Annotated in this window: 12 protein-coding genes; 8 read left to right on the top strand and 4 right to left on the bottom strand. The window is 37.3% G+C overall.

What is annotated here, in order from left to right:
• Positions 1-8 precede the first annotated feature (8 nt).
• Both radA and J2786_RS10820 read left to right on the top strand, forming a co-directional pair.
• Positions 9-1,358, top strand: a complete 1,350-nt coding sequence (gene radA / locus J2786_RS10825) for a DNA repair protein RadA (RefSeq protein ID WP_047435193.1) — start codon at positions 9-11, stop codon at positions 1,356-1,358.
• A gap of 131 nt (positions 1,359-1,489) precedes the next feature.
• Complete coding sequence (locus J2786_RS10820) at positions 1,490-2,083, top strand: acyl carrier protein phosphodiesterase (protein ID WP_047435195.1); 594 nt, start codon at positions 1,490-1,492, stop codon at positions 2,081-2,083.
• A 72-nt stretch (positions 2,084-2,155) separates the two neighbouring features.
• Here the strand turns inward: J2786_RS10820 and J2786_RS10815 are convergent, their stop codons facing one another.
• Positions 2,156-2,671, bottom strand: a complete 516-nt coding sequence (locus tag J2786_RS10815; protein ID WP_047435199.1) for a DUF6702 family protein — start codon at positions 2,669-2,671, stop codon at positions 2,156-2,158.
• An 80-nt stretch (positions 2,672-2,751) separates the two neighbouring features.
• On the bottom strand, positions 2,752-5,970 hold the full coding sequence (locus J2786_RS10810; protein WP_047435202.1) for a S8/S53 family peptidase: 3,219 nt from the start codon (positions 5,968-5,970) through the stop codon (positions 2,752-2,754).
• Positions 5,971-6,121: 151 nt separating this feature from the next.
• Here J2786_RS10810 and J2786_RS10805 point away from each other — a divergent pair, with 151 nt between their 5' ends.
• The 4 genes from J2786_RS10805 to J2786_RS10790 all read left to right on the top strand — a co-directional run bounded on the left by J2786_RS10805 (position 6,122) and on the right by J2786_RS10790 (position 9,948).
• Positions 6,122-6,700, top strand: a complete 579-nt coding sequence (locus tag J2786_RS10805) for a HupE/UreJ family protein (RefSeq protein ID WP_047435205.1) — start codon at positions 6,122-6,124, stop codon at positions 6,698-6,700.
• 67 nt (positions 6,701-6,767) lie between these two features.
• Positions 6,768-9,155, top strand: a complete 2,388-nt coding sequence (locus J2786_RS10800; protein WP_047435207.1) for a M1 family metallopeptidase — start codon at positions 6,768-6,770, stop codon at positions 9,153-9,155.
• A gap of 283 nt (positions 9,156-9,438) precedes the next feature.
• A complete protein-coding gene (locus tag J2786_RS10795) occupies positions 9,439-9,576 on the top strand; it encodes a hypothetical protein (protein ID WP_185097566.1) in 138 nt (45 codons plus the stop codon).
• A gap of 237 nt (positions 9,577-9,813) precedes the next feature.
• Complete coding sequence (locus J2786_RS10790) at positions 9,814-9,948, top strand: hypothetical protein (protein ID WP_262484685.1); 135 nt, start codon at positions 9,814-9,816, stop codon at positions 9,946-9,948.
• A 55-nt stretch (positions 9,949-10,003) separates the two neighbouring features.
• Here the strand turns inward: J2786_RS10790 and J2786_RS10785 are convergent, their stop codons facing one another.
• Both J2786_RS10785 and J2786_RS10780 read right to left on the bottom strand, forming a co-directional pair.
• Entirely contained in the window at positions 10,004-10,702 is a 699-nt protein-coding gene (locus J2786_RS10785; RefSeq protein WP_047435210.1) for a LytR/AlgR family response regulator transcription factor, read from the bottom strand.
• Positions 10,695-11,663, bottom strand: a complete 969-nt coding sequence (locus tag J2786_RS10780) for a sensor histidine kinase (protein WP_310025148.1) — start codon at positions 11,661-11,663, stop codon at positions 10,695-10,697. Before J2786_RS10780 ends, J2786_RS10785 begins: the two co-directional genes overlap by 8 nt.
• 295 nt (positions 11,664-11,958) lie before the next feature.
• On the opposite strand from J2786_RS10780, the gene J2786_RS10775 reads away from it, so the two are divergent.
• Positions 11,959-12,651 (top strand): DUF2490 domain-containing protein, encoded by a 693-nt coding sequence (locus J2786_RS10775; protein ID WP_047435213.1) that lies wholly within the window; start codon positions 11,959-11,961, stop codon positions 12,649-12,651.
• A gap of 24 nt (positions 12,652-12,675) precedes the next feature.
• Positions 12,676-13,962 (top strand): CitMHS family transporter, encoded by a 1,287-nt coding sequence (locus J2786_RS10770; protein ID WP_047435216.1) that lies wholly within the window; start codon positions 12,676-12,678, stop codon positions 13,960-13,962.
• Positions 13,963-13,973 lie beyond the last annotated feature (11 nt).

The following is a 13,973-nucleotide window of genomic DNA, read 5'->3' as shown; positions in this document are numbered from 1 at the left end:
TTCGCAGTATGGCAAAACTGAAAACAGCATATTTCTGTCAAAACTGCGGAACCCAGTATCCTCAATGGCTGGGACAATGTAAAAATTGTGGAGAGTGGAATACTTTAGTAGAAGAGGTGGTAGAAAAACCTTCTCACAAAACACCTCCTTTTTCAAAAACCAAGCAACATGTCATCAATATTGTTGAAGTGGAAACCAGCGAAGAACCGAGAATTAAAACACCTTCTGAAGAGCTGAACCGTGTTTTGGGAGGAGGAATTGTTTTGGGGTCTGTAACTTTGATTGGTGGCGAGCCCGGAATCGGAAAATCTACCCTTCTGCTTCAGCTTGCTTTGAAAATGAAGAAAAAAATCTTCTATGTTTCCGGTGAAGAAAGTGCTTCTCAGATAAAAATGAGAGCGGACAGGCTAACAGATATTCAAAATCCGAACTGCTTCCTTTTCACTGAAACATCTTTAGAAAAAATTCTTCATGAGGCAAAAAAACTGGAACCGGATTTTATGATCATTGATTCTATTCAGACGCTGCAGTCTCAGCTGATAGAAAGTTCTCCGGGAACCGTATCCCAGATCCGGGAATGTTCTAATGAGATCATCAAATATGCCAAAGAAAATAACACTCCGGTATTCCTTGTGGGACACATCACCAAAGACGGACAAATTGCCGGACCAAAGGTTCTGGAACATATGGTGGACGTAGTTCTGAATTTTGACGGAGACCGAAATCATCTTTTCAGATTATTGAGAGCGAATAAAAACCGTTTTGGTTCTACCTCTGAAATTGGAATTTATGAAATGATTTCCCAGGGATTAAAAGAAATTAAAAATCCGTCTGAAATTCTGATCACCAAAAAATTTGAAGAGCTTTCCGGTAATTCCGTAGCAGTAACCCTTGAAGGAAACAGGCCTATGCTTCTGGAAATTCAGGCATTGGTAAGTACAGCAGTTTATGGTACTCCTCAAAGAAGCTGTACCGGTTTTGATTCCAAAAGACTGAATATGCTTTTAGCTGTCCTGGAAAAAAGAGCAGGTTTTCAATTGGGAGCGAAAGACGTCTTCCTGAATATCACCGGAGGAATAAAGACAGATGATCCGGCACTGGATCTGGCGGTGATTGCTTCTGTTCTTTCCTCTAATGAAGATATTGCTATTTCAGAGCATTACTGCTTTGCCGGAGAAATTGGACTGAGTGGAGAAATACGCCCGGTAGCACAGATTGAGCAGAGAATTACTGAGGCTGAAAAACTGGGTTATGAGAAAATATTTGTTTCCAATCTTAATAAGATCCCGAAAAGAAAATTTGGAATCAAGATTGAAGAAGTGAGCAAGATTGAAGACTTTCATGAGAGACTGTTCTAATGTGAATGGTCAATTTTGCCAGCAAGTCAATCGTCAATTGGAATGTGGATAAAAAATTCACAAGCAAAGCGGATTCACTATTCACCATTCACTTTTATCAAACATTCACATTTAATTCATACCTTTAATTTATGAATTATCTGGCGCATTCTTTTCTTTCTTTTACCGACGGTCAGATCGTGGGGCAATTTCTCGAAGACTTTATCCGTAACAGAGATCGTTTCTCTTTTCCGAAAGATATTCAGGACGGAATTACCCTGCACAGGGCTATCGATACTTTTACAGACTCTCATCCAGCTATTCATGAAGCCAAAAAAGTGTTTGCCCCTTTGGTAAGACTATATGCAGGGGCATTTATAGATGTTTCTATGGATCATTTTGTAGCCCGGGATCTTTCCCTGAATTCTCTGGCAGAATGGAAAGCGCATTCCCTTAAAGTTTACCGTGTTTTGAATGCCCATGAACAATGGCTTCCTGAAAATTTCAAAAAGATGCTTGTCAAAATGGAACAGGACGACTGGCTCTATAATTACCGTGAAGACTGGGGAATTAAATTCAGTATTCAGAATGTACTGAATAAGGCGAAATACCTGGATAAGGATATTCCTGTTTTTGAAGCTTTTTTAAAGAACAAGGATCATCTTCAGCAATGCTATGATGATTTTTTCCCTGATCTGCTGGCTCACGCAAAAGGAATCAATACGTTGCTTCAGCTGGAAAATTAATAAACTTTAAATTTGTCTTATTTTATACGCTGAAATCTTTGTGTGAAATTACAAGATACTAAATATATATTCTTAGAATTGTTTATAAAGATAGCGGTTAGGATAAGTAAGTTTTTCACTGTTTCTCTGGCCGTTTACAATGATATGAACAATATTGATCTGATCATCAAAAAGATTATACAGAAAACTGACAGCAGTTTCTACTTTTTTAGGGGTGGCTACCGGTTCAGACTCAAGGAAGATATCTACAGATTCCTGGTCTTCTTCATAGCCGATATAATTTACTTTCAAAAATTTGCTGTCAGCTTTTAATTTAAAATATTCTGCACAGTATTTTTGCAGGGCATCATTCAATTTTGCTTTATATTTTTCATCGTTAAAATGAAAAGCTCCTCCATATTTTTTCCCCAGGCCATTTTCCATGTCATCAAGAAAGAATCTTCCGGTTACTTCAAATGTTCTGGATTTTGAATTATAATTAATTTCTACAGAACCTACATGATAGGGGTGAAAAGCTTCACTTCCTGTAAAACTCTGAAAAGTCATTATTAATACGAAAAGAAAACTCCAAAAAAACTTACCTGACATAAATCTTATTTTACAGCAAATATAAAAAAAGCAACAGTTATAGAAACTGTTGCTTTTCATTGAATATCATAGAAGAAGATTTATTGCTTCATTACTTTTTTTGTGATTTTTGTGTTATCCTCCAATGTAATGGTAAACAGGTATGTTCCTCTTACAAGTTCTGAAACATCAATTCTACCGGAATTCTTATCTACATTAACGGTTTTAATCAGTTTTCCAGAAGCATCATAAACACTTACTGCACCTTTGGAATGTCTGCCTAACGATACGTTTACAAAATCTTTCGCAGGATTCGGAGTAATGTTAACTTCTGAATTTATTTTAACATCCGCTGTTCCTAATGTTGTTCCTGTTTTAACAAAATATCCGCCAAAACCAGTCGTCTGAAAACTCACTTCCCAGTATTGGTAGGTATCATTCCAGATAATATCTGCGATATCAGGAGTAATAACTGTGGCGGTTCCTCCAAAAGAAGCTACGGTTCCTGTAGTACTTGTTCCGCTATATTTTTCAATAAGAAGATTGGCTTTGTTAGCAACATCAGTGGGTGAAGTAGGTAATTTCACTCCATTGGTCAGATTATAAGCATCGAAATCACTCTGTTTGAAATATAAAGTGACCTTTCCGGTGGCCGTAGTAGTATTTGCATCTGAATTGATTTCATATCTTCTGGCAACATAATTGGGCTGTGCATTATCTACCCATACTTTTGACGTTACATTTCCTGTTACTGTGCTGGCTGTTTCTTTTTCTACCCTTGAAATAAGCTGACAGGAATTTGTAAAATAGTTATAACCATTTGCCACCATACTGGCTTTCGTCTGGTTAGAAGTTGCTAAATTCTTTACTTCGGCAACATTTTCATAGACTATAGCTCTCATTTTAAGATCAAATGTTCTTGAAGTCCATGCAGTACCGTCTGTAGAGGTCTTTGATCTGTTATTTACTACTGCATTCTCAGCTTTCATGGCAATCCTTCCGCCTAATCCATTGATGACAATATAAAATTCTTTTCCGGTTACCATCTGTACATTCAGATCTGAAAGGTTCACATAATTCCAGGTAAATCCTTGAGAACTATTAAGCCATGAAGTGATGGTTTTAGTAGCAATAATATCACCTGGATTTCCGCTGGCATTCACTTTTCTGATTTGAATATCAACCGAAATATCCGACGGAAGTGAAGTCCCCGTTAAAAATGAAAAACCACCTAACTTTCCTGTTAATGTCGGTGTATATCTTACTGCCAGGGCAATATTGTCAAAGTAATAATTAGATTCTGTATTGGCAATAATATAAGGTTCATCATATCCTACGGTCTCAAAATTAGATTTCACACATCCTAATTCATCGGTAACCGCTTTATAAATATCCAGTTTACCATATCCCCATCTCATATTAGGTACGGTTCCTGTAGCTCCATCCACTCTTGCATTAGCCGTAAGACGTGCTTTTACCTGTGCCGCCGTTAATGAAGGATTAGCCTGAAGCAACAACCCTACAGCTCCTGCTACACCAGGTGAAGACATACTTGTCCCCTGGTTTTTCACATAATAATTAGTTCCTGCAATAATATCTGTTGCCCCGGGAGCAGAATCAGCAGATCTGGAAGAAATTACATTCTGACCTGAACCTGCAATATCAGGTTTCTGAACACCATCTACTCTTGGCCCCTGTGAACTGAATGAAGAGATGGATTCCTGTGGAGTAAGAGTAAAATAACCACTGGTTCCGCTATACCAGCTGGCTCTTCCCATGTATGAAGCTACTGTAATTGCATTGGAAGCATTTCCCGGAGATCCTACAATATATTCATTATCCCCGTTTTGCAAAGTGGTTTGCACTCCCTGACTATACAGCCAGCCGTGGGCAGAGATCTGCTGTGTACCGTTATTGGTAATTTCCAATGTATAATTCCCCTGAACATTGGTAGTCCCTGAAGTTCTGGTAACAACCAGCTGAACATACCTTTTGTTGTTATCATTGCTCCAATAGTTATACATGGTTGCTGTAAGGCCTCCTCCCAATATGGTGTGAGCTGTAGTGGTACTGATATTCTGCGTATACTGTTGGCCGTCCGGTGTAGTCAGCTTGGCAGTAACAGGAGTATTATCATTGGCATACATAATGAATGAAAATACTGAAGTAGCAGAAGTATTGCTTGCTACGGTAAAATTATAGGTCTGTGCCGCACCAACTGCAATATCTACTTTTCTGTGAAGGTTAGCTCCGTAATCATTACCTGCTGAAATAACAACGACTCTCCCCGCTCCTGAAGTGGTAAAATTATTAACCGCTACTTCATGGCTGGAAGTTCCATCATGAGCACTACTCTGTCCGCCAATACTCATATTGACAACAATAGGCTTATTAAGCGCTGTTGCCACATTTTTGAAATAGGTTAAAGCATTAATGGTATTTGTTGTAGGAAAAGATCCGTTTCCGCCTTTTACAAAAACAATATCTGCATCGGATGAAAAACCTTTATGTCTTTTATCCGTAAAAGCAGACCCATTCCCAGCGGCAGTACCTGAGACGTGAGTTCCATGACCGTTGATATCATTTTCACGAACGAAACCAGTTGGTGTTCCGTCCAGTTCATCTTCGATCTGTGCTCTTGTATATTCTACACCAGTAGCAAACCCTACCGGGGCGGTTTCTCCCGCCTGAGCAGTTAATGTCTGATCCCAGATGGAAACAATTCTGCTTTTAGTCTGATCATCCGCTTTTCTGAAATCCGGATGTTTCCAGTCTATTCCACTATCATAGATTCCTACTAAAACTCCTGTTCCGTTATAAGCAGTGTTATTGAAAACACCATCCTGTAAAAGGCTTGCGCCAGACTGAGCTCTGCTCACATCATTATGAAGTGCATCAAATTCCGGAGCCATTACAGAGGTTACATAGGGAAGTTGAGTCAGCTTTTCAATGTCTTCAATAGAGACTAAAGCGGTGGAAAAAGCAGGAAACTGGCTTTGTACCAGAAATCCGTCTTTTTTTAGTTTTTCAGGCTCTTTAGTGTAAACAATGCATGAATACATGGTCTGCGCTCCCTTTGAAGTCACCACCAGGTGCTGGTCAAGTTTCATATCAGGACGTTCCAGTTCTTTTACAGCTCTTCCGTTAGCAATACTTTCTTTATTTTTCAATACAATATCAAACCGGGAATCCAGTTTCTGTACCTGCCCGTAAAAACCGTAGGAATACAATCCCAAAAAGGCTGCTGTAGCATTTCTGAGAAGCTTCGCTCCTCCATGTGAAATGTTTACATTTGTAAAAAATAATTTTTTAATATCCATATTTTATTTTTAAGCAATACAATTATACAATTTTTATTTAAAAGATAAATAACATAAAATATTAATAAAGATTAAGCATAAAAATTAAATTAAATAATAAAATTAATAATATTTTAACAATATATTCAAAATATAAAAAATTTTAATCAAAATGCAGGATTTTCTTTTTTATTTAAACCTTGGATGGGAACATATCATTTCTCTGGATGCCTTGGATCATCAGCTTTTTGTTTTGGCTTTGATTGCTGTTTATTCTTACAGTGACTGGAAAAAAATCCTGATTCTTGTTACCGCATTTACCATCGGGCATTCTATTACCTTAGCATTGAGTATTCTGGATGTTTTCAGAGTTCCTTCTGACTGGGTGGAGTTTTTAATTCCTTTAACCATTGTTCTGACTTCATTAGATAATATTATCATGAAAAATCAGAAACAGACTTTGATGCGGGCCAATTATTATCTTGCTCTTATCTTTGGTCTGGTTCATGGAATGGGATTCGCCAACACAGCAAGAGTAATGATTGCTAAAAGCCAAAGTATTGCGTTACCTCTCCTCGGGTTTAATATTGGTCTGGAACTTGGACAGATTGTAATTGTTGCTGCGATTTTAATCATTCTGTTTATTTCACTCAATCTTTTCAAAGTGAATAAAAAAGACTGGATACTTTTTGTTTCTTCAGGGGTATTTGCATTATCCTTAAAAATGACTTTGGAAAGAATTCCTTTTTAAAAGTTAAATATTCTTAAGAGTTCAACAGGTAATTACTATCTTTGATCATTAAAAAATCATTTCGGTTATGAAACTAAAAGTTGTTATACTTTCACTTTCTGTATTTGCATATACAGGTTTCACCGCACAAAATATTCAGAATAACCCGGGCAGCAACCATGGTAACAGGTTTGAGCAGCTGGGAACTATTCTCCCAACACCCAACATCTACAGAACGGCTTCAGGAGCTCCCGGTCACGGATACTGGCAGAACAGAGCCGATTATAACATTACCGCTTATCTGGATGAAGACAAAAGAAATCTGAAGGGTTCAGAAACGGTGACTTACTACAATAATTCTCCCGATGATCTGGATTATATCTGGCTGCAGCTTGATGAAAACGAACATTCAAGCATCAGAAATGCCGGATATGACACTTCATCTGTGCTTCGCTCTTCAACTACAGACCAGCAGCTAAAAGTTTCTGAGCTTCCTGTAAAAGATAACGGCTATGGCGTAAGTCTTGAAAAAGTAACAGATGCTTCAGGTAATCCATTGAAGTATACCGTCAACAAAACCATGATGCGTATAGACCTTCCTAAAATTTTGAAAAAGGGTGAGAAATTCGTTTTCAAAGTAGACTGGAACTACAATATCTCCAACAGAATGAAAATGGGTGGCCGTGGTGGCTATGAAAATTTCCCTGACGACGGAAATGATCTGTATACGATGACCCAATGGTATCCAAGAATGTGCGTGTATAGTGACTTCCAGGGCTGGCAAAACCACCAGTTTACCGGAAGAGGAGAATTTGCGCTGGTTTTCGGAGACTTTAAAGTATCTATGAATGTTCCTTCCGATCATATTGTAGGCGGAACAGGTGAATGTAAAAATTACGATCAGGTATTAACTGCTGATCAGCTGTCAAGATACCGAAAAGCTGAAAATGCCTCTGAACCTATTGAAATCGTAACGTTGGATGAAGCTAAAAAAGCAGAGAAAAATCATTCAAAACAAAGAAAAACATGGGTTTTTGAAGCAAAAGACGTTCGTGATTTTGCATGGACTTCTTCGAGAAAGTTTGTATGGGATGGAATGCGTGTAACCATTCCGGAAAACAACAATAAAGTGATGGCAATGAGTTTCTATCCAAAAGAATCTTATGGTCTTTACAGAAAGTTTTCCACAAAAGCGGTTGCTCATACGATTAAAACGTATTCAGAATTTACGATTCCTTATCCATATCCTGTGGCACAGTCTGTAGAAGCAGCCAACGGAATGGAATATCCAATGATCTGTTTCAATTTCGGAAGAACTGAAAAAGACGGAACCTATTCTGAAGGAACCAAAAATGGAATGCTTGGAGTAATCATCCACGAAGTTGGACACAATTTCTTCCCAATGATCATTAATTCTGATGAAAGACAATGGGCATGGATGGACGAAGGTCTGAATACCTTTACAGAATATCTTACAGAAGAAAAATGGGATAATAAATTCCCGTCCAAAAGAGGACCGGCATGGACAATCGTAGATTATATGAAACTTCCGAAAGATCAGCTGGAACCTATCATGAGTAACTCTGAAAATATTGTTCAGTATGGCCCGAACGCCTATTCAAAACCTGCTACAGGACTGAATATTCTTCGTGAAACGATTATGGGAAGAGAGCTTTTCGACAAAGCATTTAAAACTTATGCTAAAAGATGGGCTTTCAAACATCCTGAACCTGCGGATTTATTCCGCACCATGGAAGATGCCAGTGGTGAAGATCTTGACTGGTTCTGGAGAGGCTGGTTCTACGGTACAGATCCTGTAGATATTGCGATTGATAAAGTAACCGTTGCTGTTCCTAATCTTGAAAGCGATCCTAAAGCTGCTGCTGAAGTGAAATATCAGGTTGAAAAACCATTGGTAAACAGTTTTGAAGATCTTTCAAAAATCAGAAACAGAGAAGATAAGAATATTAAATTCTATGTAGACGGTGATAAAGATGTTCAGGATTTCTATTACAGATATGACAGAGGTCAGGAAAAGGTGGATAATAACAAGGAATACACCATCAAAACAGAGGCTGGTCTTCCTTTAGATGCCAGGGATAAAGAGAAATTCAAAAATATTACAGGATATCAGATTGATTTTGTGAACAAAGGCGGCCTGGTAATGCCCATCATTCTTGAGTTCACTTTTGAAGACGGATCAAAAGTATATGACAAATCTGCAGCACAGATCTGGAGACTGAATGAACAAAAAGTTTCCAAGACCTATTATTTTGATAAAAAAGTAAAATCTATTCAGCTGGATCCAATGAGAGAAACTGCTGATATTGATACAACCAATAATTTCTGGAGCAGCACCGGAACGGGTACTGAAACTTCAAAATTCCAACTCTTTAAACAAAAACAAGGAGGAGGTTCTGTAAGAGGAGGTTCAACCGGAAAGGTTAATCCAATGCAGGCCGCAGGAAAAAGTTAAAAATCAAAAGGTTGTAACTTTTAAGTAATACAGCACTACTCCCTATTAAAAAGGAAAGAATACTTCTTATCATCTTTTTAATAGGGAGTATTTTTTTTGCTTAAACCTCTTCGTCCCAAATTCATTCATTAAACTACCTTAAAATACCAACACCTTTCTTTCGTCTACAAAAAATATAACAACCTGACTTAAAAAGTTTTATATTTGATTTATCATCAACACCAAATGTCAAAAACCTGATTGACAATAAATGTTCAGGATTTTAAAAAACAAAATATTACTTATGAAAAATGCCAAATTACTAAACAGAGGTGCTCAGAAAATCATCAATGGCGGACTTGCTGCCAGACTCGTATGCTGCGAACGCGATGACAACGGAAAATGTACTTTATGGATCGGACCTGGACAAAACTGTCCTTAGTTCTGTCATCTGATAACAATTTTGATAAAGCCGGAAATTTCCGGCTTTATCTTTTTACATTCCCAATATCAAAATCCATTAATAACTGATAATCAAAATTTTATTTAAAAAAAATAGCAATAAAATATATCACATGATAAGGAAAAATAGTATCTTTGATTTACTTCTTTACACCAAATGTCAAAATCCTGATTGACTTTAAATGTTCAGGAACGTACAAACAAAATATTATTAACTATGAAAAACGCTAAATTATTAAGCAGAGATGCTCAGAAATCAATCAATGGCGGAGCAGCAGGACGTTTTTGCTGTGAGTACAATTACAAAGGACAATGTATCCTTTGGATCGGACCGGGACAATATTGCCCATAGTTCAGTCCTTAGATAACAATTTAAGATAAAGCCGGAAATATTCCGGCTTTATTTTTTAACTTAAATGTTCCTTTACATTCTTTTTATAGGTTCTCCCCAAAGGAAGCTCATCACCGTTTTTCAAAAAAACATGGCTGGAATTATACGAATTGATATGTTCTGATAATACAATATAAGACTTGTGAATTCTGATAAATCCGAAGTGCTGAAACTTCTCTTCAAAATTGGACATTCTCTCCAGAATCATATACTTCTTCAACGGCGTCATCAGCACAATATATTCCCCGAATCCCTGTATCCAGAGAATATCTTTAAGGAAAACTTTATTCATCACATAATTGGATTTGAACATAATAAAGTCTTCCTGCTGCTGACTGCTTGCCGAGTTTTTAAACTGTACAAAATCCCTTGCTTTATTAACTGCTTTTTTAAAAGTATCAAAATCCACAGGTTTGATAAGATAATGAACCACATCCAGTTCAAAGGCTTTCACTGCATATTTTGTTTCCAGCGTAAGAAAAATACACAGCGGCGGATCAGGAAGCTGCTGCAAAAGCTCTACTCCAGTGATGCCAGGCATATTGATATCGAAAACAACAAGATCTACTTTATTGGCTTTCAGAAATGCCAGTGCTTCTTCCGGTTTCTGAAATGAAGCCAGCAGTTCAACCTCTTCAAGCTGATCGCAATATTGTTTTACAAGCTGCAATGCAGGATATTCATCATCTACATTAACGATAGTCAGGTTAGCCATTGATAGTAATTGTTAAAGCAATTTTATATTGATCATTTTCTTTCGGCCCGGAATAAAATTCATACTGATCAGGATAAAATTTTTCCAATATATGAATAATTGCTTCATTACCCAATCCGTGATAATCAGATTCAGCCAAACGAGTTCTATCTTTCCCGACAGAATTTATAATTTCAAAATACAGTTCAGAGCGCTCAATATGACAGAATAATTTTATAAAACCATGAGCATCCTCTCCTATTGCTGAATGTTTTAAAGCATTTTCAAATAAAGTGAGAAGTATAGCAGACGGGATTTCGGCAATGTCAAATTCTTCCTGATCTTCAATATCCATGGCAATATCAAGCTGGTTATTATATTTAAGCTGATACAACGCAGCAAGTGCTTTTAATGAAGAAAATTCCTGAGAAACGGTTACTTTTTCTTTTCCACTGTCATAAATAATATATTTCAGAAGTTTACTCAACTGCAAAATAGAATCCGATGTTTTCTCTGAATGCGTAAAACTGTTGGCATATATATTATTAAGCGTATTCAGCAAAAAATGAGGATTCAGTTTAGACTTCAGCAAATCGAGATAAAGCTGATCTTTCTCTTCTCCAAGGCTGATCACATCCTGCTCTATTAAAAATTTGTCTTTGGTAATTCCCAGAAAAGAGCCCACCAGAATAATGATCCCCTGCGAGATGTACACATTATACAGAAACCCGACATGGTAACCTTTTCCACTGAAATCCATTTGAAAAACGGCAGGCTCCCAAAGAATTCTGAAAAGGCTGGACCCTAAAAAAAGGATTAAAGCATAGAGAATAAACTCCGGATACTTATTCGATAAATAAAACCTGGGCACCAGATAATAGTACACCAGATAATAAATTCCCACATTGAAAACTGTATTCAAAATAATGCTTATCACCAACTGATTTGAATCCAGGAAGTAGTTTTCGGTGAAATAAGTCATCAAAATGAAGATAAAAAGGAAAAAAATATGCTGAAACCTCAACAAAAACTTCCAACGGTACGTCATAAGGCTTTCCAGAATTTTACCACTAAATAAAATCCTGATAATCAATAATATAATAATAAAATTAATGATTAAAAACATAGTCCATACCTTATTTTGAAACGCATCAAATATAATATCTTTTTGTCTCAAAATGCAGTTCGTTGAGAAAAACTGTCATTGATTGAAAAATTCCAGAGCCGCTCCTTCTAATAAATATATTTGAAAAAGTACAATATTAACCCAATATTATATGAAAATCAATATAAAATTAACCCTTATTTTATCATTATGCTTATTCAATGGACTTTATAGTCAGAGTAAAGATAATTACAATATGTGGTTTCAGTACCTGATGTCGGCAAAGCTTACCGATAAAAGTACTTTAACCGCACTTACCCAGTACCGTTCCTTCGACCTGGCTTATGACACAAGACTCTTTCTGGTAAATGCCTATGTAGATTATGAAGTGGCAGACAATATAAGACCTGCCGCAGGAGCCATGTTTCTGATTCTTGAATCTTATAATGCTGACGATTCTAAAAAAATACGATATGAAAAAAGACCTTTTCAACAGGTAACCGCTGATTACTTCATTGGGAGAACGTCAATCTCCAACCGCCTCAGAGTGGAAGAACGATTTCTAAGCAATCCGGATGAGTTTGAGGTAAGGATCCGCTATCTGATCTCCGTCAGAATTCCTTTCAATAAAAAAGGAGAAAAAGAAAAGCTTTATGGTATTCTTAAAAATGAGATAAGAATGAATATGGATAAATCAGAACCTTTCGACAGCAATCGTATTACGGCAGGACTTGGAATAAAACTGGGAAAAAACTCTGCACTGGAGCTTGCTTTTATCAATCAAATGGAAACCGGGAAAACAAGCAATTACGGATTCATAGGCTTCAGAAACAGCTTTGACTGGAGAAAAAAGAAACAACAATAACTTTATTAATATCTACATATAACGATGCTTACATTTCTTGGTTTTTTAATGATTTTCATCTTCATGATCCTCATCATGAACAAAAAGATGACTCCGCTTACCGCTTTGGTCATTGTGCCCGTAACCATAGCCCTTTTTGCAGGTTTTGGCCCTCAGCTGGGAGATATGATGAAAAACGGTGTGAAAGAAATAGCGCTTACCGGCGTTATGCTGATTTTTGCCATTCTCTATTTCAGTTTAATGATAGATACAGGACTTTTTGAGCCCTTAGTGAATATAATTCTAAAAGCCGTTGGAGATAATCCCATCAAAACAACAATAGGGACTGCCGTTCTTACGGCATTGGTTTCATTGGATGGAGACGGCTCATCTACCTATTTAATTGTAGTAGCCGCTATGCTTCCGCTGTATAAAAGACAAGGGATGAATCCACTTATTCTTACCTGTATTATTATGCTTGCCGGACAGATTATGAATATCCTTCCCTGGGGAGGTCCTACTGCAAGGGTAATGAGTTCCCTGAAACTGGGGCACACGGAAATATTTGTGCCTATGATTCCTATTATGGCTATCGGTATCCTGTGGGTGATATTTGTTGCCTACATTTTAGGAAGAAGAGAAAAAAACAGGATTGCAAGGCATGGAAAATTTACCGGCTACAACAACAATGATATTATTGGAGAGGCAGATCCTGCACTCCGCCGCCCGAAACTGATTCTGATTAATCTAGCTCTTACAATTACCCTTTTGGTAGTTATGATCCTGGATATTGTTCCTTTAGGGATTGCCTTTATGATTGCTTTCTGTATTGCCTCCATCATCAATTATCCAAAATTAAAAGACCAGCAGAAAATCATTTCCAAACATGCAGGAAATGCCTTATCAGTGGCAGGAATGATCTTTGGAGCAGGGATTTTCACAGGAATCCTTAACGGATCAGGGATTATGCAGGCGATGGGAAACAGTATGATAGAAATAGTTCCTAAAAGCTGGGGTGGTTATATGAATATCGTCACCGCTTTATTCAGTATACCGTTTACTTTTTTTCTGTCCAATGATGCCTATTATTTTGGAATATTGCCTATTATAGTTGCTACCGGTCATCAATTGGGAATTTCGCCGGAAATATTAGGAAGAGCAAGTCTTATCGGGCAGGGCTCTCACCTTCTGAGCCCACTGGTTCCGTCTACTTATCTGCTGGTATCGCTGGCCGGTGTAGAATTTTCAGATCATCTAAAATATACGTTAAAGTGGGCCTTAGGATCATCAGTCATCATGTTGTTGAGCGCTTTGATTCTTGGTATTATATAAGGTTATATCTT

Origin of the sequence: Chryseobacterium vietnamense (assembly GCF_031454475.1) — a bacterium.
Taxonomy (GTDB): Bacteria; Bacteroidota; Bacteroidia; order Flavobacteriales; family Weeksellaceae; genus Chryseobacterium; species Chryseobacterium vietnamense.
The sequence above is the reverse complement of the archived record's forward strand: the minus strand, read 5'-3'. Positions and strand labels throughout refer to the sequence as shown.

Bases quoted from the DNA above. Each gene is read 5' to 3' on its own strand.
- J2786_RS10805 (WP_047435205.1), top strand. From the start codon at position 6,122: ATGCAGGATTTTCTTTTTTATTTAAACCTTGGATGGGAACATATCATT.
- J2786_RS10770 (WP_047435216.1), top strand. From the start codon at position 12,676: ATGCTTACATTTCTTGGTTTTTTAATGATTTTCATCTTCATGATCCTC.
- J2786_RS10780 (WP_310025148.1), bottom strand. From the start codon at position 11,663: ATGACTTATTTCACCGAAAACTACTTCCTGGATTCAAATCAGTTGGTG.
- J2786_RS10790 (WP_262484685.1), top strand. From the start codon at position 9,814: ATGAAAAACGCTAAATTATTAAGCAGAGATGCTCAGAAATCAATCAAT.
- radA (WP_047435193.1), top strand. From the start codon at position 9: ATGGCAAAACTGAAAACAGCATATTTCTGTCAAAACTGCGGAACCCAG.
- J2786_RS10785 (WP_047435210.1), bottom strand. From the start codon at position 10,702: ATGGCTAACCTGACTATCGTTAATGTAGATGATGAATATCCTGCATTG.
- J2786_RS10810 (WP_047435202.1), bottom strand. From the start codon at position 5,970: ATGGATATTAAAAAATTATTTTTTACAAATGTAAACATTTCACATGGA.
- J2786_RS10775 (WP_047435213.1), top strand. From the start codon at position 11,959: ATGAAAATCAATATAAAATTAACCCTTATTTTATCATTATGCTTATTC.
- J2786_RS10820 (WP_047435195.1), top strand. From the start codon at position 1,490: ATGAATTATCTGGCGCATTCTTTTCTTTCTTTTACCGACGGTCAGATC.
- J2786_RS10815 (WP_047435199.1), bottom strand. From the start codon at position 2,671: ATGTCAGGTAAGTTTTTTTGGAGTTTTCTTTTCGTATTAATAATGACT.
- J2786_RS10800 (WP_047435207.1), top strand. From the start codon at position 6,768: ATGAAACTAAAAGTTGTTATACTTTCACTTTCTGTATTTGCATATACA.
- J2786_RS10795 (WP_185097566.1), top strand. From the start codon at position 9,439: ATGAAAAATGCCAAATTACTAAACAGAGGTGCTCAGAAAATCATCAAT.